This is a genomic window from Polaromonas aquatica, assembly GCF_042659145.1.
Taxonomy (GTDB): Bacteria; Pseudomonadota; Gammaproteobacteria; order Burkholderiales; family Burkholderiaceae_C; genus Polaromonas; species Polaromonas aquatica.
The window spans coordinates 342,568-360,627 of the sequence record NZ_JBHSRS010000083.1; the positions used below are offsets into that span (position 1 = coordinate 342,568).

At 61.0% G+C, this 18,060-nt stretch carries 14 protein-coding genes; 6 read left to right on the forward strand and 8 right to left on the reverse strand.

What is annotated here, in order from left to right:
• Window positions 1-78: 78 nt before the first annotated feature.
• The gene (locus ACFQND_RS20780; protein ID WP_377414477.1) at window positions 79-585 is read right to left on the reverse strand and encodes a cyanophycin metabolism-associated DUF1854 family protein; all 507 of its coding nucleotides are present in this window, start codon (window positions 583-585) and stop codon (window positions 79-81) included.
• Window positions 582-2,924, reverse strand: a complete 2,343-nt coding sequence (locus ACFQND_RS20785) for a cyanophycin metabolism-associated ABC transporter (protein WP_371436547.1) — start codon at window positions 2,922-2,924, stop codon at window positions 582-584. Before ACFQND_RS20785 ends, ACFQND_RS20780 begins: the two co-directional genes overlap by 4 nt.
• Before the next feature lie 313 nt (window positions 2,925-3,237).
• Between ACFQND_RS20785 and ACFQND_RS20790 the strand changes: the two genes are divergently transcribed.
• Both ACFQND_RS20790 and cphA read left to right on the forward strand, forming a co-directional pair.
• Window positions 3,238-5,448 carry a cyanophycin synthetase gene (locus ACFQND_RS20790; protein WP_371436548.1) on the forward strand — a complete coding sequence of 737 codons (2,211 nt, stop codon included), beginning with the start codon at window positions 3,238-3,240 and terminating at the stop codon, window positions 5,446-5,448.
• Window positions 5,448-8,045, forward strand: a complete 2,598-nt coding sequence (gene cphA, locus ACFQND_RS20795) for a cyanophycin synthetase (RefSeq protein ID WP_371436549.1) — start codon at window positions 5,448-5,450, stop codon at window positions 8,043-8,045. The genes ACFQND_RS20790 and cphA overlap by 1 nt, the downstream gene beginning before the upstream one ends.
• Window positions 8,046-8,158: 113 nt before the next feature.
• On the opposite strand, the gene ACFQND_RS20800 is transcribed toward cphA, so the two are convergent.
• On the reverse strand, window positions 8,159-9,202 hold the full coding sequence (locus ACFQND_RS20800) for an aromatic ring-hydroxylating dioxygenase subunit alpha (protein WP_371436550.1): 1,044 nt from the start codon (window positions 9,200-9,202) through the stop codon (window positions 8,159-8,161).
• A 288-nt stretch (window positions 9,203-9,490) separates the two neighbouring features.
• On the opposite strand from ACFQND_RS20800, the gene ACFQND_RS20805 reads away from it, so the two are divergent.
• The 4 genes from ACFQND_RS20805 (at window position 9,491) to ACFQND_RS20820 (ending at window position 12,548) form a co-directional block, all read left to right on the forward strand.
• Window positions 9,491-10,531 carry an ABC transporter substrate-binding protein gene (locus ACFQND_RS20805; protein ID WP_371436551.1) on the forward strand — a complete coding sequence of 347 codons (1,041 nt, stop codon included), beginning with the start codon at window positions 9,491-9,493 and terminating at the stop codon, window positions 10,529-10,531.
• Window positions 10,528-11,031: a nucleoside deaminase gene (locus ACFQND_RS20810; RefSeq protein WP_371436552.1), complete on the forward strand. Its 504-nt coding sequence runs from the start codon at window positions 10,528-10,530 to the stop codon at window positions 11,029-11,031. The genes ACFQND_RS20805 and ACFQND_RS20810 overlap by 4 nt, the downstream gene beginning before the upstream one ends.
• A 34-nt stretch (window positions 11,032-11,065) precedes the next feature.
• Window positions 11,066-11,896 carry an urease accessory protein UreD gene (locus ACFQND_RS20815; protein ID WP_371436553.1) on the forward strand — a complete coding sequence of 277 codons (831 nt, stop codon included), beginning with the start codon at window positions 11,066-11,068 and terminating at the stop codon, window positions 11,894-11,896.
• Window positions 11,897-12,059: 163 nt separating this feature from the next.
• Complete coding sequence (locus ACFQND_RS20820; RefSeq protein WP_371436554.1) at window positions 12,060-12,548, forward strand: hypothetical protein; 489 nt, start codon at window positions 12,060-12,062, stop codon at window positions 12,546-12,548.
• A 148-nt stretch (window positions 12,549-12,696) separates the two neighbouring features.
• On the opposite strand, the gene ACFQND_RS20825 is transcribed toward ACFQND_RS20820, so the two are convergent.
• The 5 genes from ACFQND_RS20825 to urtB form a co-directional block, all read right to left on the reverse strand.
• Entirely contained in the window at window positions 12,697-13,542 is an 846-nt protein-coding gene (locus ACFQND_RS20825; protein WP_371436555.1) for a DUF817 domain-containing protein, read from the reverse strand.
• A gap of 131 nt (window positions 13,543-13,673) precedes the next feature.
• On the reverse strand, window positions 13,674-14,366 hold the full coding sequence (gene urtE / locus ACFQND_RS20830; protein WP_371436556.1) for an urea ABC transporter ATP-binding subunit UrtE: 693 nt from the start codon (window positions 14,364-14,366) through the stop codon (window positions 13,674-13,676).
• Window positions 14,367-14,375: 9 nt separating this feature from the next.
• On the reverse strand, window positions 14,376-15,257 hold the full coding sequence (gene urtD / locus ACFQND_RS20835) for an urea ABC transporter ATP-binding protein UrtD (protein ID WP_371436557.1): 882 nt from the start codon (window positions 15,255-15,257) through the stop codon (window positions 14,376-14,378).
• Between the two features lie 37 nt (window positions 15,258-15,294).
• Window positions 15,295-16,422, reverse strand: coding sequence for an urea ABC transporter permease subunit UrtC (gene urtC / locus ACFQND_RS20840; RefSeq protein WP_371436558.1), 1,128 nt, complete (start codon window positions 16,420-16,422; stop codon window positions 15,295-15,297).
• Window positions 16,419-17,993, reverse strand: coding sequence for an urea ABC transporter permease subunit UrtB (urtB, locus tag ACFQND_RS20845; protein ID WP_371436559.1), 1,575 nt, complete (start codon window positions 17,991-17,993; stop codon window positions 16,419-16,421). The genes urtC and urtB overlap by 4 nt, the downstream gene beginning before the upstream one ends.
• Window positions 17,994-18,060: the final 67 nt, after the last annotated feature.

Below are 18,060 nucleotides of genomic sequence, written 5' to 3' on the forward strand. Positions count from 1 at the left end.
GGCCCTTTTACATCAAGCGCAACCAGCTATCAAATAAATAGCAAAAAATACACCCGGCGCCGGCACCTGGCGCAGGCCCTAGAGAAACCGCTCAAGCAGGCGTCGCGAGGCGCGGTCGAGCGCCGTCATGTCCCGCACGCTGTATTGCACGCCCTGGCTGCCGGCGATCAGCAAGCCGGTTCGCCCCAACCGGCGAATGTCTTCCTCGCCGGCGAGCACAAACGAGGTGTCGCCGCGGTCTGTTTCCACCGCCCAGACACTGGGCGTGCCAAAAGTCGAGACGCTTTTGAGCCGGCGTATCTCGGGGACAAAGTCACGCAAGGCAAGCTCTTCCTGCAGCAGCGCGCGCAGGTCGGGCGGCAAGGCCTGCAATTGGTCCACCCAGGCCAGCTCATGACCTTCAGTGCTGACCAGGGAGATACCCTCATCAGGCGCCGCCAGGGGGAAAGCCCTCACCGGCACCACGCCATCATGCCGCTCACCGTCAGCACCGGTAAAAAGCAGTCGGCCCGAAGGCTGACGCTCAAGCTGGAAGACGGCAGACGCAGGGGTTGTGGAGTTGCTCATGTTGATTGTCTTGCTCATGGGTTGCCCGCATGCTGTGCGGTATGGGCAATCTGTGCGGTAGCCAGCGCAATACGGCCGTCCTCGGCGCCGGCATCACCGGCCTCGCTGTCAACCTGCCGCGCCTGGGCTTCGTACAGGCGCCAGTATGCGCCCTGCCTGGCCATCAGTTCGTCATGCGGGCCGACCTCGACTACCTGGCCGCGGTCCATCACCACCAGCCGGTCGGCCTTGCGCAGCGTAGACAGGCGGTGGGCAATGGCAATCGTGGTGCGGCCCTGCACCAGGTTGTCGAGAGCGCGCTGGATTTCCTTTTCGGTCTCGGTATCCACCGACGAGGTGGCCTCGTCCAGGATCAGGATGCGCGGATTGATCAGTAGCGCGCGGGCGATCGAGATGCGCTGGCGCTCGCCACCCGACAGGCCTTGGCCGCGCTCACCCACCAGCGAGTCGTAACCCTGGGCCAGGCGCAGGATGAATTCATGCGCATGCGCGGCGCGGGCAGCAGCCACGATCTCGGCGCGTGTGGCATCGGGTTTGCCGTAGGCAATGTTCTCGGCAATCGTGCCGAAAAACAGGAAAGGCTCCTGCAAGACCAGGCCGATATGGCGCCGGTAGTCGGCCACGCCAAAACGCCGGATGTCGGTGCCGTCCACCTGGATGGCGCCGTCGGTCACGTCGTAAAAACGGCAAATCAGGTTGACCAGGGTGCTTTTACCCGATCCGCTGTGACCCACCAGGCCAATCATCTCGCCAGGCTGTATCTGCAGGTCCAGGCCACGAATGACGGAACGGTTGCCGTAACGGAACCCCAGGTTCTTCATGTCGATACGGCCCTGCAAGGCCTCTATCTTCACCGGGTTGGCGGTTTCGGGTACGTTGGAGACATGGTCCAGGATGTCAAAAATGCGCTTGGCGCCAGCCGCGGCCTTTTGCGTCACCGACACGATGCGGCTCATGGAGTCCAGCCGTGTGTAAAAGCGGCCGATATAGGCAATAAAGGCCGTCAACACACCTACGGTTATTTGCTGCCGCGACACCAGCCAGATACCAAAAGCCCATACGACCAGCAGGCCTATTTCCGTCAGCAAGGAGACCGTTGGCGTGAACAGCGACCAGGTCTTGTTGAGCTTGTCGTTGACGGCCAGGTTGTGCTGGTTGACCTCGCGAAAGCGCTGGGCCTCACGCTTTTCCTGGGCAAAGGCCTTGACCACACGGATGCCCGGAATGGTGTCGGCCAGCACATTGGTCACATCGGACCAGACCCGGTCAATCTTTTCAAAGCCGGTGCGCAGCTTGTCGCGCACCACATGGATCATCCAGGCGATGAACGGCAGGGGTAGCAGGGTCACCAGCGCCAGCCAGGGGTTGATGGAGAACAGGATGGCGGCCGTCATGACGATCATCAGCACATCGGTGGCAAAGTCCAGCGCGTGCAGCGACAGGAAAACGCAGATGCGGTCAGTTTCGGAGCCGATGCGGGCCATCAGGTCCCCGGTGCGTTTGCCTCCGAAGTAATCCAGGGAAAGATCCAGCAAATGATCAAACGTGGCGGTTCGCAGGTCGGCGCCTATACGTTCCGACACCAGCGCCAGCAGGTAGGTACGCGCCCAGTTCAGGGCCCAGCCCAGCAGGGCCGCGCCCAGCAAGCCTCCCAGCAAGGCGCCGACTTTCCAGGGCTCGATGTGCTGGCCGTTCTGGAACGGGATCAGGATGTCATCCATCAGCGGAATCGTCAGGTAAGGCGGCACCAGCGTGGCGGCGGTGGAAGCCAGCGTCAGTAAAAACCCGGCCAGCAGCTGATGGCGGTAGGGATGGGCAAAACGCCAGAGCCGCAGCAGCACCCAGGTTGAGGGCGGCGTGTGCAGCTCGCGGGCACAGGCCGGGCATTCCTCGCTGTCAGGCGGCAAAGGCAGATCGCATTCGGGGCAAAGGGCCGTATCCCCATCCGCTGCAGGGGCATCCAGCACGCCGGGGGCCTCCCGGCCCAGCGCCTGCTGCTGGGCAAACAGCCGCACCAGGCGTAGCGCCTGCACATTGGCGCCCAGGGTAAACCGCCAGCCGGCCAGTCTTTTCCCCGCCTCCTGCAGCTCCAGCGTTCCCACACCGGCGTGGTCAAAGTGGCGCAACTCCAGCCCCTTCACCCCGACACAAGGCCAGCTGGACCACTCTCCCGTGGCGCTTCGGGCCAGCAGGCGCCGGTCCGTCAGGGCCAGCAAACCCTCGGCAAAATGAAGTTGCGAATCCAGGTCAACCACCAGGGTCCCCAAAACGTTCTCTTGGGTTGTGAGCTGTGAATAAAGCCCTGCCAGAGCAGGGTCGATAGGGCTGGAGTCGTCCACCGGGTGGTTATGTTGCATTGTGTTTTGAATTCTTGGAGTCCGGCATCTGGCGCGGAAGGATATCCGGATTCGCGCGGATTGACCCCGAAACAGGGATTTTCGCCGAATGCGGCCTGCCGTACTGATGTTTACCCGTTCAAACCCCGGAAAACGACAAAAACCGAAAATTCGACTTCTGGCAAGCTGCTGCCCGCAACAAGAACAAACCATAACAAGACACAGGCAGAAACCCCGAGATCTTCACCGGTCTTTACTGAAATCCATCGGCCAGGACCGAAACCCTGCATTGGCAGGAACGGAATCCGGTACCTTGCCGACAATTTTGCGAAACATGAGCCAACAGGAAGACATCAAGCTGCTGCGCATCAACTACCTGCGCGGCCCCAACACCTGGACCTACCGGGCCGTACTTGAGGTATGGCTTGACCTCGGAGGCCTGGAAGATTTCCCCTCCAACCTGCTGCCCGGCTTCAATGACCGCCTTGTCGGCCTGCTGCCGGCCCTGCTGGAACACCACTGCGGTGTAGGCGAACGCGGCGGTTTTTTGCAGCGCCTGCATGAAGGCACCTGGATGGGCCATGTGCTGGAACATGTCGTGATCGAGCTGCTGAACCTGGCCGACATGCCCACCGGCTTCGGCCAGACACGCAGCACATCCCGGCGCGGAATTTACCGCATGGTGTTTCGGGCGCGCGACGAGCAGGTGGCCCGCACGGCGCTCGCCGAAGGCCACCATCTGCTCATGGCGGCCATCAACAACCAGCCCTATGGCCCGGCCGACGTGCAGGCCACGGCCCAGAAAATCAAGGCCAAAGTCGATGACTGCTACCTCGGACCCAGCACGGCGTCCATCGTGGCCGCCGCTACCGACAGGCGCATTCCCCATATCCGGCTCAATGACGGCAACCTGGTGCAACTGGGTTATGGCGCCAGCCAGCGCCGCATCTGGACGGCCGAAACCGACCTGACCAGCGCCATTGCCGAGGGCATTGCCCACGACAAGGACCTGACCAAAAGCCTGCTGGCGACCTGCGGCATCCCGGTGCCCGAAGGCCAGATTGTCAACAGCGCCGAAGAAGCCTGGGAAGCCGCCGAGGACATCGGCCTGCCCGTGGTCGTCAAGCCTTCGGACGGCAACCACGGCCGCGGCGTGTCGCTGGACCTGAAAACGCGGGAAGAAGTCGAGGCGGCCTTCCGCGTGGCGCAACCGCACGGCAGCGACGTGATGGTCGAGCGTTTTGTGCGCGGCCATGAACACCGCCTGCTGGTCGTCGGGGGCCGCGTGGTGGCGGCGGCACGCGGAGAAACCGCCACCGTCACCGGCGACGGCACCTCCACCGTGGTGCAACTGATTGATGCCCAGCTCAATACCGATCCACGGCGCGGGCTGGAAGAAGACTTTCCGTTAAGCCGTATTGACACCAACGTGGATGAGGCCATCGTGCTCGACCTGCAGCGCCAGGGCTTGAGCCCCGATGCCGTGCCGGCGGCCGGGCGCGAAGTACTGATCCAGCGCAACGGCAACGTAGCCATCGACTGCACCGACCAGGTCCATCCCGAGGTTGACTACATCGTCTCGCTGGCTGCACGCGTGGTGGGACTGGACATTGCAGGCGTGGACGTGGTGGCCCAGGACATATCCCGTCCACTGCACCTGCAAGGCGGCGCCATTGTCGAGGTCAACGCCGGCCCCGGCCTGCTGATGCACCTCAAACCCGCCGAAGGCTCCCCCCGACCGGTGGGCCGCGCCATTTGTGACCACCTGTTCCCCGACACACCGGACCACACAAACAACGATGGCCGCATCCCCATTGTCGGCATTGCCGGTTCACAAGGCACCCATCGCGTGGCAAGCCTGGTCGCATGGCTGCTGCACCTGTCGGGTCGCCACACCGGCCTGGCGTCCAGGGATGGCCTGTTCCTCGACCAGCGCTGCGTGGACCCCACCGACTGCTCGCACTGGGAAGCCGGCCAGCGCCTGCTGATCAACCGCGCCGTGCAGGCCGCCGTCTTTGAAAATGGCGCAGACACCATTTTGCGCAGCGGCCTGGCCTATGACCGTTGCCAGGTCGGCGTGGTCACTGATCTGGATGGCGCAGCGGACCTGGCCGAATTCGACATCACGGAAGACGAGCAGATGTTCAGGGTCATGCGCTCGCAGGTCGACGTGGTGCTGCCCGGCGGCGCGGCGGTTCTGAATGCCGCCCATGCACGCGTCGTGGACATGGAAGCCTTGTGCGACGGCGAAGTCATTTTCTACAGCACCGACCCAAAAGCAGCGGCCGTCGTTGCCCACTGCGCCAGGGGCGGCCGCGCCCTGTATGTGCGGCAGGACCAGGTGGTACTGGCCACCGGCAACACCGAAGCATTTTTGCCCGGACTGGGCAAGCTGTCGGCCTGGCGCGCACGCCGCGACCTTTCCGAAGACGCCTTGCTGGCTGCAGTAGGCGCCGCCTGGGCCCTCGGCATACCACTGAACCTGATTGGCGCGGGCATGGAAGCCTTTGAATCCTCAGAAAAAACTGCCGGGAGTGCAGCGTAATGGAAGTATCCCGTATCCGCGCCCTGCGCGGTCCCAACCTCTGGAGCCGCCACACGGCACTGGAAGCCATCGTAGGCTGCACCGAGGCCGAATGCTCCATCGATGGCCTGCCCGGCTTTGAGCCGCGCGTGCGCGCACTCTTTCCCGGCATGGGCACGCTGCGCCAGAATGGTCACAGCGGCCAGCTGGCGCTGGCGCATGTGCTGGAAGCCGCGGCACTGGAATTGCAGGCAGCGGCCGGCTGCCCCGTCACTTTCAGCAATACCTCCGCCACACTCGAGGCCGGAATCTACCAAGTGGTGGTGGAATACAGCGAGGAAGCCGTGGGCCGGCTGGCACTGGAGCTGGCACAAGCACTGATTCATGCCGCCTTGCGCGACACCGCCTTTGACCTCGAAGCAGCCATTGCCCAGTTGCGCGACCTCGATGAAGACGAGCGGCTGGGCCCCAGCACCGGTGCCATTGTCGATGCAGCAGTGGCGCGCGGCATTCCGTACCGGCGCCTCACCAAGGGCAGCATGGTGCAGTTTGGCTGGGGTTCCAAACAGCGGCGCATCCAGGCCGCCGAGCTCGACGCCACCAGCGCGGTGGCGGAGTCCATCGCGCAGGACAAGGACCTCACCAAAAAGCTGCTGCGGGCCGCCGGTGTGCCGGTGCCCATGGGCCGGCCTGTGACGGACGCCGATGACGCATGGGCAGCGGCCCAGCAGATCGGCCTGCCCGTCGTGGTCAAGCCGCAGGACGGCAACCAGGGCAAGGGCGTGACCGTCAACATCACCCTTCGTGAACACCTGGACCTGGCCTACAAGGTTGCCGCCGAGTATGGCGACGTCATGGTCGAAAAATTCTGCCCGGGCAGCGACTTTCGCCTGCTTGTGGTGGGGGACAAGCTGGTGGCAGCTTCACGGCGTGACCCACCCCAGGTCGTGGGCGATGGCCTGCATACCGTGCGTGAGCTGGTCGACATCGTCAACCAGGACCCACGGCGCGGCGAAGGCCACGGCACCTCGCTGACCAGGATCCGTTTTGACGACATCGCCGTGCTGCGGCTCAGCGAACAAAGCCTGACGCCCGAATCGATTCCGCCCAAGGGACAGCGCGTCATTCTGCGCAACAACGCCAACCTGAGTACCGGCGGAACCGCCACCGACGTGACCGACGACGTGCATCCGGCGGTCGCAGCCCGTGCCGTCGCCGCAGCCCAAATGGTCGGCCTGCACATCTGCGGCGTGGACGTGGTCTGCGAGAGCATGTTGCGCCCGCTTGAGTCACAAAACGGCGGTGTCGTGGAAGTCAACGCCGCGCCGGGCCTGCGCATGCACCTCTCGCCCTCTTATGGCAAGGGCCGCGCCGTGGGTGTGGCCATGATCAACGAGCTGTTTCCAGCAGGCGACAACGGCCGCGTGCCGGTGATTGCCGTGACCGGCACCAATGGCAAGACCACCACCACACGGCTGATCGCCCACCTGCTGGCCGCGCAAGGCCTGCGCACCGGCATGACCAACACCGACGGTGTCTGGGTCAATGGCCGGCAGACCGACAGCGGCGACTGCAGCGGCCCCAAGAGCGCCCGCAGCGTGCTCATGCATCCCGACGTGGATGCGGCGGTGTTTGAAGTCGCACGCGGCGGCGTGTTGCGCGAGGGCCTGGGTTTTGACCGCTGCGAGGTCGCGGTCGTCACCAATATCGGCAGCGGCGACCATCTCGGGCTGAACTACATCACCACGGTGGAAGACCTGGCGGTGCTCAAGCGCGTGATCGTGCAGAACGTCTCGCCCACCGGCTATGCGGTGCTCAATGCCGCGGACCCCATCGTGGCAGAAATGGCGGCCGCCTGCCCCGGCAAGATCATCTTTTTTGCAGCCGACCGGCATCACCCGCTCATGGCCACGCACCGTGCACAGGACAAACGCACCGTGTACATCGACGGGCCCATGCTGGTCGCGGCCGAAGGCGCACGGGTTGAGCGCATCCCGCTGCACGGCATTCCGGTCACGCGTGGCGGCGCTATCGCCTTCCAGGTCGAAAACGTCATGGCCGCAGTGGCCGCCGCTTGGGCAGCCGGTGTCAACTGGGAAACAATCAAAAGCGGCCTCGCCAGTTTTGTAACCAACGCAAACAACGCGCCGGGGCGCTTCAATGTGATGGACTACCGCGGCGCAACGGTGATTGCCGACTACGGCCACAACCCCGATGCCATGCTCGCCCTGGTGGCCGCAGTGGACGCCATGCCCATCACGCCCGGCCAGCGGCGCAGCGTGGTGATCAGCGGCGCGGGCGACCGGCGGGACAGCGACATCACAGGCCAGACAGCCATCCTTGGCGACGCATTTGACGACGTCATTCTTTACCAGGATGCAGCCCAGCGCGGCCGCGCCGACGGTGAAGTGATGGCATTGCTGCGCGAAGGCCTGAACAATGCCAGCCGGACCAGCCATATAGAAGAGATTCGCGGCGAGTTCCTGGCCATAGACACCGCACTGGCGCGCCTGAATCCCGGTGACCTCTGCCTGGTGCTGGTTGACCAGGTGCAGGAAGCGCTGGATCACCTGGCCGCACACGTCAAGCAGGCCAAAGACAAGACAGCTGTTCATTGAACCAGCGGCAGCCCTGGTTGCACAGGTACGGGCCGTGGCGGAACTTGCCTCCAGTATTTACTGGAGGCAATGACAGAATGATTTTCAGCAGGAAATACTTCTCACCGCAGTGCTTAACCGTGCACCTCAGCCTCGCCATGCCGTGCCAGCAGCTCCATGAGCTTGCGCCGTATCAATATGCCGGGCCTGTCCGAGTCCATCGAAAACTCCACACCGCGACGCCGCGGGTCGACCACGGCGTCCGGGTCGGTGGACTCCAGGATGTCCTTGTCCTCGCGCGTGATTTCGGCATCAAAGTCAATCAGCATCTGTGCAGGGCAATCCGCCTCGGTGTCATTGCGGAACAACCACTGGCACAGCTGCATGTTGCCGTCGTCAATCGGCGTAAAGCAGTTGATGATGATGTGGCGAATCCCTGACGGGTATTCAATATCAAGGCGCCGCGAGAACGGCAAAAAATAGGCATTGCGCATGTGGCGCGTGGTGATGGCATCACCCACACCGCTGATGCGCCGAAAACGTTCGGGGTTGGCCGCATCAATCACGGTTTCGGCATAAAAGCCCAGCTCATTTTCCACCAGCTCGTATTTGCTCGGCTTCGGACTTGCCGCCACACCAAAGGTGGCGCGATGCACAAAACTGAAGTGCGAGTTGTCAAAGGAGTTCTCGAGCGCCCGCATCGGGCTGGTTTGCCAGCGCTCATAAAACTGGAAAATGGTGCGGTAAGCCGGGTCGGAGAATTCCGGGATATGGGGAATGTCCGCAGCCGGCTCCTCCAGCGCAACCCAGGCGTAGCCATAGCGCGCAACACAATGATAGGCGGTGGTTTTATAGTCCGGCATGATGGCCCTGCCTGCGTCGTACTGCGGAATCGCCACCACCCGTCCCGTGCGGTCGTATGTCCAGCCGTGGTAGCCGCACTGGATACTGCCTTGCGAGCACGCCTTTCCCTCGCCATCCACACACCAGCCCTTCGACAGCCGCGCCGTTCGATGGCAGCAGCGGTCACGCAGCGCGGCAGGTTCGCCCTGTGCGTCCAAAAACAGGACGATGTTTTCACCGAGCAGGGTGAATGGTTTGGGGCCACCTGTCAGGGCGGACAGCGGCATGACGGCATGCCAGAATTTACGAAGTACAGGTTGTTGGGTGACCAGCATTGAAGCGCTCCTTGAATGGAAAAATCAAGAGCAATTTCCCACTCGCACCATTGCAGTGCAAATTGAACGCTTCTACTCTCGCCCCTCTGATGCTAGCAAAATCCGAACCTGATTTTTCTCGTCGATCTTCTTCTCGCGGGCTGGCACGCGAAATGCATGTTGAGCGGCAAGAGTAGAAGCATTCAGCCTCCATGCACCTACATGGGTCGCCCGGAAATTGCTCTTGAACCGTCCGGTGCCACATTTTTGTGTGTGCCGGTGTCTTCAAGTGCCTCACCGGAGCTGACCATGAACCGCCCTGTCAAACGTCGTGCATTTCTCGCATCCCTGGCCGCCACATCATCATTGGCAATACCTGCCGCATGGAGCCAGGGGCCCGCTCGCCTTGTCCCACTGAAATTCACACTGGATTTCCGCATCACCGGCCAGACCGCGCCTTTCTTTCTTGCACAAAACAAAGGCTATTACAAGGACGAAGGGCTGGATGTCACGATTGACGTTGGTGCCGGATCGGTCACATCCATCACGCGCATTGCCAGCGGTGTCTACCAACTGGGTCTGGGGGATATCAGTTCGCTGGTGGAGTTCAATGCACAAAACGCGGGCACGCCGCTGGTACAGGCGGTCTACCAGTATTACAACCGTGCACCATTCGTCATCATTGGACGCAAGGATCGCGGCATCACCACAGACTTCCACAGCCTCGAAGGCAAAAAGATAGCTGCCGCCGCCGTGGAATCCACCCGCCGCTCATGGCCCATGGTGGCGCGCAAGTTGCGACTCAAACCCGACCTGTTTGCATGGTCCACCACCGATTTCAGCTCACGCGACAACGTCATGGTTCGCGGTGATGTCGACGGAGCCACCTATTTCCACGACTCGGCGGTTTCACTTTTCGCGCGCATGAAACAGGATGAACTTTCGGTGCTGCCCTACGCCAACGCAGGGGTCAACCTGTACGGCAATGCCATCCTGGCCAGCAGCAACCTGATCGCACAAAACCCCAGGGTGATTGCAGCCTTTTTACGTGCAACCAACCGTGCCATCGTTGAAACCTTTGCAAACCCGGCGGCTGCCATCGCAGCCACAAGGCAGCGCGAACCCATTCTTGATGAAAAGGTGGAGCTGGAACGCTGGCGGCTGACCGCGCAATATCTTGGGGCACCGGATACACGCGGGCACGGCCTTGGCGATATCCGCAAGCTGCTGGTGGAACAACAGGTCGATGAGGTGGTCGAGGTCTATGGGCTGAAAACAAGGCCAAGCCCAGATGGCCTCTTCAACCTGTCCATGCTGCCACCCAAGGCAGATCGCATGGTGGACGCATGAGCACGACCATGGCGACAAACGCCTTCACCGGCCAGGATGGTCTCTATCTGCAACAGGCCATCGCCTGGTCATGCACCGCACGCAAGCGCGGTAACCGCCCGTTTGGTGCGCTCATCGTGTCGGGCCAGGGTGATGTTCTGGCCGAGGCCTACTGCAACACCACAGAAACAGGTGACTGCACGGGCCATGCAGAAACCAATGCGGTCCGCGAGGCCTCCTTACGAACCAGCCGCGAAGTGCTGGCCCGTGCCACGCTGTATTCGTCTGCCGAACCCTGCGTGATGTGCGCAGGCGCGATTTTCTGGTCCGGCATCCAGCGTGTGGTGTTCGGTATTGATGCGGTCAGCCTTCGGGTGTTTCGCGGCGAAAGGAGCGAACAGCGCGATGCGGAGTTGTCCTGCCGTGACGTCTTCGCGGCCTCACCCCACCCCATTGAGTGCATAGGCCCGGTCATGGTGCATGAGGCCAGTGAGCCGCACAGGGGATTCTGGAAATCCTGAACCCGGGCCTGCATCGCACGCGTAAACTCCAGACATGCCATGGCACGCAAAACTTGACATTGAATACAGCATGGAAGCAGACCGCTGTGTTGCGCGACATGTGCACACCGGTCCACTGCGAATCCTGCAAAGCCTGTACCCTGAAGGCGATGCCCTTTGCCACAACGTGCTGGTACACCCACCCGGCGGCCTGGTAGGCGGCGACACGCTGGACATCGGAATCCGTGTCGCCGCCGAAGCACACGGACTGGTGACCACGCCCGGTGCGACCCGCTTTTACCGCTCGGACGGTGAGCCGGCATTGCAGCGTACCGCGATCACCCTGGATGCCGGTGCGCGCCTGGAATGGTTGCCGCTGGAGTCCATAGGCTACAACGGCTGCATCGCCGAAAATCGCCTGAGCATGACACTGGCCCCGGGTGCCGAACTGCTGGGATGGGACATCACAGCCCTGGGCCTGCCCGCTGCAGGCAAGCCTTTTGAATCCGGCAGCTTCTGCCAGCATATGGAAGTGCCCGGTGTGTGGCTGGAGCGCGCTCGCATCCGGGCCGGCGACACCCTGCTGATGAACAGCCCCCTGGGCATGGCCGGCCACCGCTGCATCGCCACACTGTTTTTTGTGGCAGGCAGCAAACTTGAACGCCAACGCCGACAGGAAGCCCTGGACGAGGCACGCCAGGTCATTGAGGCACATCCGCTGTGCGCCACCACGGGCGCAACCAGTCCCGACGGGCAGGTTGTGCTGGTCAGGGTGCTGGCACCGGTGGTGGAACCTGCCATGGCGCTACTGCGCCAGATATGGCTGGCCTGGCGCAGTCATTTCTGGCAACTGGCACCCTCCAGCCCGCGCATCTGGTCCACATAACCTTTTGCAATAAGGCTCCGGCATCTTCCTGCGGCCTAAGCCCAGTCCTACACGTATACGGGCGTGCCCGCCCGCACGCCCGTCGCCTTGGCTGTCATGGCAGGCTGGCAAGCTTTCCTAAACTGCATTCACCAGTCCACAAAGGACTCACCAGGAGTCGAACATGAATGCACCTATCCATTTCAAGCTGAACAGCGTCGCCAGGGGCGCGGCAGGATTTTTCATCACCGCCCTGCTCGCCATGAGCGCAGCAACAGCACAGATTGCTTCAGGCACCACAGGCATCGATGCCACCGGCAATGCAAAAAGCGAGATGGCAGCCTGCAACAACGGCAGGTCACAAGAGGACCGTGCAACCTGCATGACCGAAACCAGGAATGCTGCGGCAGCCAAACGCGCCGGCAAGCTCAACAACGCCGACGGCCAGTTCAAGGCCAACGCGCTGAAACGTTGCGATGTACTTTCTGGCGAAGACAAGGTGGCCTGCCAGGCCCGCATAGAGGGTTACGGTGAAGCCAAGGGCAGCGTGGCTGGCGGTGGCGTGATCCGTGAGGTAGAGACGGCTGTCATACCCAAAGATGCGGGCAGCAATGTCATTGTTCAGCCCAAAACCAGTACAGATGCGATTATTGTGATTCCCGCACAGCGGTAGTCACGTCATGGCTGCTTAAAACTCCGCTTTGGGGGCGTGATGAACGCCACAGATGGAGCTATGCAGAATGGGCCGTCAAGACCATCTTGACGGCCTTTTTTGTATCCCGAAAAAGGGAGATCCGGAACTGCCCTATCACCTGTCTCAACTAGTCAGGCACATGAATGCGTGCCTTGATGTGCTTGAGGTTGGCCACAATGGTGAAGATCATGACCACCAGCAGCGACCATGAACTCCACTTGCCCACATGCACGATGGACCAGGCGCCCATCTGGTTGGGGTAGTGCCACAGGCTGAAAAAAGTGCTGATATTTTCTGCCAGCCAGATGAAAAAACCTATCAACACAAAAGACAGCAGCAAGGGCATGCGCCTGTCCTGGTCAAACGGGCGAAAAACGACTTCCGAACGCGCATACAGGCCGCACAGGCCTGCCGCCAGATACCAGCGGTAGTCACCTATGAAATGGTGGGTAAAGAAATTGGCGTAAACAAGCAAGGCCATTACCCCCGCCATCCAGTAAGGCGGGTGGTGCCTGACCCTCAAATCAAAAAGCCGCCATGCCTGGATGATGTAGCTGCCCACGGCCGCATACATAAAGCCCGAAAATAACGGCACACCAAACAGTTTGGTATAGGCAAAGTCCGGGTAACTCCACGAGCCTATGCTGCCCGAGGTCTTGAAAACCTCAAGGGCAAACCCGATCACGTGAAAAAGGCAGATGGCCTTGAGCTCATCAATGGTTTCAAGTCCCGTCAATACCATCCACAACTGGATGGCCAACGCGATGGCCAGCAACAGGTCGTAGCGCGGAACGCCAAACAAACCTGCGCGCGGCACCAGAAATACAGCGGTAAAAAACAGGCCGGCAAACAGGCAGGCCCGCGCCTCCTTGAGCCCAAAACAGACAAACTCCACCAGGAAACGGCGAAAGCCCGACAAACCTGCGGGAGACCGTGGTTTCAAAAGCCAATTGTCCAGTGCGAGCAGGGTCATGCATGTTGCTTTTTTGAGCCACCGGAAGCTGGCGACCCAAGGATTCTACGGTCGACTGAAAACACGGCGGACCCGGCATGCGCGCATAAAAAGCCCGGATGATCCGGACATGGCTTCAGATCAGGTTGGCGTCAAATCGCGACCAGTTGCCGCACGCCATTGGCTTCCATGTCCTTGCCCTGGCCGCGCGCAATGAACTCCCCACGCTCCATCACCAGGTAGTCGTCGGCCAGTTCCTGCGCAAAATCGTAGTACTGCTCGACCAGCAGGATGGCCATGTCACCCCGATCGGCCAGCATGCGGACCACCTTGCCGATGTCCTTGATGATGCTGGGTTGTATCCCCTCGGTCGGTTCGTCCAGGATCAACAGCCTGGGTTTCGCGGCCAGTGCGCGCGCAATCGCGAGTTGCTGCTGCTGCCCGCCAGACAAGTCTCCGCCGCGGCGATTCAGCATCTGTTTGAGTACAGGGAACAGCTCATATAACTCGGCGGGGATTGGCGTGCCCGCCCGCTTGTAGGCAAGGCCCATGCGCAGGTTCTCCTCGACAGTCAGCCGCGCGAAAATTTCACGCCCCTGTGGCACGAAGCCTATGCCGGCCCTCGCACGCTCATAAGGCGTGCTCCCCTGGATCTGCTTGCCATTGAAATCGATGCTACCGGTCTTGATGGGAATCAGGCCCATCAACGACTTGAGCAGCGTGGTTTTACCCACGCCGTTGCGACCAAGCAGCACCGTGACTTTGCCAGGGTAGGCATCCAGACTCACGTCACGCAGGATGTGCGAGCCACCGTAGTACTGGTTGATGTTTTTGACGTTCAGCATGATGCCACCTCAGCGTCCCAGATAGACTTCAATCACCCGCTCGTCCGCCTGCACCTCATCAAGCGTTCCCTGCGCCAGCACAGACCCGTCACACAATACCGTGACAATTTCAGAAATCGTCTTGATAAAACTCATGTCGTGCTCCACCACCATCAGCGAATGTTTTCCCTTGAGTGTCAAAAACAGCTCCGCAGTGCGCGCCGTCTCTTCGTCCGTCATGCCGGCAACAGGCTCATCCAGCAGCAGCAGCTTGGGGTCCTGCATCAGCAGCATGCCGATTTCCAGCCACTGTTTTTGCCCATGACTTAAGTTTCCTGCCATGCGGCCTACGCTTCCGGCCAGGTGAATCGTCACCAGGATCTCAGCCAGGCGATCGCTCTGCTGCGAGTCCAGCCTGAAAAACATGGATGACTTCACGCCCTTATTTGTCTTCAGGGCCAGCTCAAGGTTTTCAAACACCGTGAGCTGCTCAAAAACGGTTGGTTTCTGGAATTTCCTGCCAATGCCCAACTGGGCGATTTCGGCTTCCTTGTAGCGCAAAAGATCTATCGTGCTGCCAAAAAAAACCGTGCCTTCGTCGGGCCGGGTCTTGCCGGTAATGATGTCCATCATGGTGGTCTTGCCGGCGCCGTTGGGGCCGATGATGCAGCGCAACTCACCGGGGGCAATGTCCAGCGAGAGCTTGTTGATGGCCTTGAAGCCGTCGAAGCTGACACTCACATCGTCCAGGTACAGGATGCGGCCGTGCGTGACATCGACCTCACCGGACTCGACAACGCGGCCCGTGCTGGCATGGCGCCCGCCCGATCCGGCATTCCCCCCCCCGGCAGCCAGCAGCGCCATGTGCTCTTCAATACGTCGCGCACCCTGCTCAAGAAGGTCCGGGGTCATGGCATGGCCCTCACGACTTGGGATTGTCCGGCGTTGCTCATTTCTCACTGCCCTTCCGGAATTTCTTCACCAATCCGACCACACCATCGGGCAGGAACAAGGTCACGCCAATAAACAGCGCGCCCAGGAAGTACAGCCAGAACTCGGGATAAGCCACCGTGAGCCAGCTTTTGGCGCCGTTGACGATAAACGCGCCAACAATCGGCCCGATCAGGCTGGCGCGCCCCCCCACGGCGGCCCAGATGGCGATCTCGATGGAACTGGCCGGGCTCATTTCACCGGGGTTGATGATGCCGACCTGCGGTACATATAGCGCGCCGGCCACACCGCACATGACAGCGGAGATAACCCAGATGGTGAGCTTGTAGCCCAGCGGGTTGTAGCCCGAGAACATCACACGCGTTTCCGCGTCGCGAATCGCCTGCAGCACGCGGCCAAACTTGCTGCTCACCAGCCATTTGGCGAACAGGAAGAAACCGAGCAGCGTGAGTCCCGTGATAACGAACAGCGTCATGCGCATCGACGGCGTGGCCAGCGGGATGTTCAGGATACGTTTGAAGTCGGTAAAACCATTGTTGCCGCCGAAGCCGGTTTCGTTGCGGAAGAACAGCAGCATGGCCGCAAAAGTCATGGCCTGCGTGATGATGGAAAAATACACGCCCTTGATGCGTGAGCGGAAAGCAAAATAGCCAAACACAAAAGCCACCACGCCCGGCACCAGAACAATCAGGAACAGCGTCGCGATAAAACTGTCGCTGAAGGTCCAATGCCAGGGCAAGGTCTTCCAGTCCAGAAAAACCATGAAGTCGGGCAAATCGCTTTTGTAATTGCCGTCATGGCCAATCTGGCGCATCAAGTACATGCCCATCACGTAGCCGCCCAGCGCAAAAAACACCCCGTGCCCCAGCGACAAAATGCCGGTGTAACCCCAAATCAGGTCCATGGCCAGCGCGCAGATGGCGTAGCACATGATCTTGCCCAGCAGCGCCACGGCATAGGTACTCATGTGGAACAGGCTGCCCTCGGGCACCCAGAGGTTGAGCATGGGAGCCACGGCGCACACGGCGATGAGCGCCATCATGAAAGTGCTCCAGCCGGCACGCGTCAGCAAGGGGCCTTTTGCCGGAAGCAATACAGCTGGAATCATGGGAGCGTTCGTGGTCATGCTTCTGCGCTCCGGCCCTTCATCGCAAAAATGCCCTGAGGCCGCTTCTGGATGAAGATGATGATGAACACCAGAACAGCTATCTTGGCCAGCACGGCGCCGGTCCAGCCCTCCAGGAATTTGTTCAGGATACCCAGCCCCAGAGCTGCATACACCGTGCCCGCCAGTTGGCCCACACCACCCAGCACCACCACCATGAAGGAATCCACGATGTAACCCTGGCCCAGATCCGGACCCACATTGCCGACCTGGCTGAGCGCGCAGCCGGCCAGGCCTGCAATGCCCGAGCCCAGCGCAAAGGCGTAGGTGTCAATGCGGGCCGTGTTGACGCCCATGCAGGAGGCAATTGGCCGGTTCTGCGTAACGCCGCGCACAAACAGGCCCAGGCGCGTTCGACTGATCAGCCAGGCCACGCCCAACAGCACCGCCGCGGCAAACGCAATGATGACCAGCCGGTTATAGGGCAGCGATAGATTCCCCAACACCTGCACGCCACCGCTCATCCACACCGGGTTTTCAACACCCACGTTCTGCGCGCCAAAGATGGAACGTACCAATTGCTGCAACATCAGGCTGATGCCCCAGGTGGCCAGCAGCGTTTCCAGCGGCCGGCCGTACAAAAAGCGTATCACGCTGCGCTCCAGCACGGCGCCCATGAGTGCCGACGCCATAAAGGCCACCGGCACGGCAGCCAGCAGATACCAGTCAAAGGCAGCAGGCAGGTATTTCTGGAACAGGCCCTGCACCACATAGGTTGCGTAGGCGCCAATCATCATCAGTTCCCCGTGCGCCATGTTGATGACGCCCATCAGCCCGTAGGTGATCGCCAGGCCTAGTGCCACCAGCAACAGAATGCTGCCCAGGCTGATTCCGCTGAAAATCGCGCCCAGCTTGTCGCCCCATGCTAGGGATGCATCTACCTTGCTGAGCGCTGCCTGCAAGGCCACCTTGACGTCAGCGTCGGTCTCAGTGGCCAGGCGTTCAAGCAGTACCGTTTTCGTAGTTGGGTTCTTGCTGGCGGAGAGCTGCGCCGCTGCTTCCAGTCGCTTGGCCTTGTCGCTACTTCCCAGCAAAATAGCAGCGCGCATCAGTTCGAGCTGGCTTTTGAGCTGGGGCACCGTTTCAGCCGCATAGGCTTTTTCAATCAGCGGCAGGCGCGCTTCATCGTTGTCACTACCCAGCGTCTTGATGGCGTCGCGCCGTACTTTCTCATCTTTGGAAAAAAGCTTCAGCGCAGCCAGCGCGTTGTCGAGCTCGCTGCGCATCAGGTTGGGATTGATCACATCTTCGGCATCGGCCGGCAGCGGTGTCTCCGCTCCAGTGACCGGGTCAAAGGCCTTGTCGCCCTTCACCACGTAAACCTTGTCACCCCTGGTCTTCACGGCATCATCAGACAGCGCCTGGATAAACGCCATTGTCTTTTCATCAGCGTTGGCAGCCGCCTTGTTCAGCACCTCCACTCGTGCCTCGGTTTCACCAATGGCCATGCCTTTTACCTCTTCAGGGCTCAATGCATAAGCTCGGGAAGCTATAAAAAGTGTAGCAATCAGAAGAAGATGACGAAACAACATGGGAAAAGAACCAGTAGATTGGACACGGCGCACCGCGCCCAGACTGCAACGGCCTTGAAGGGAAAGG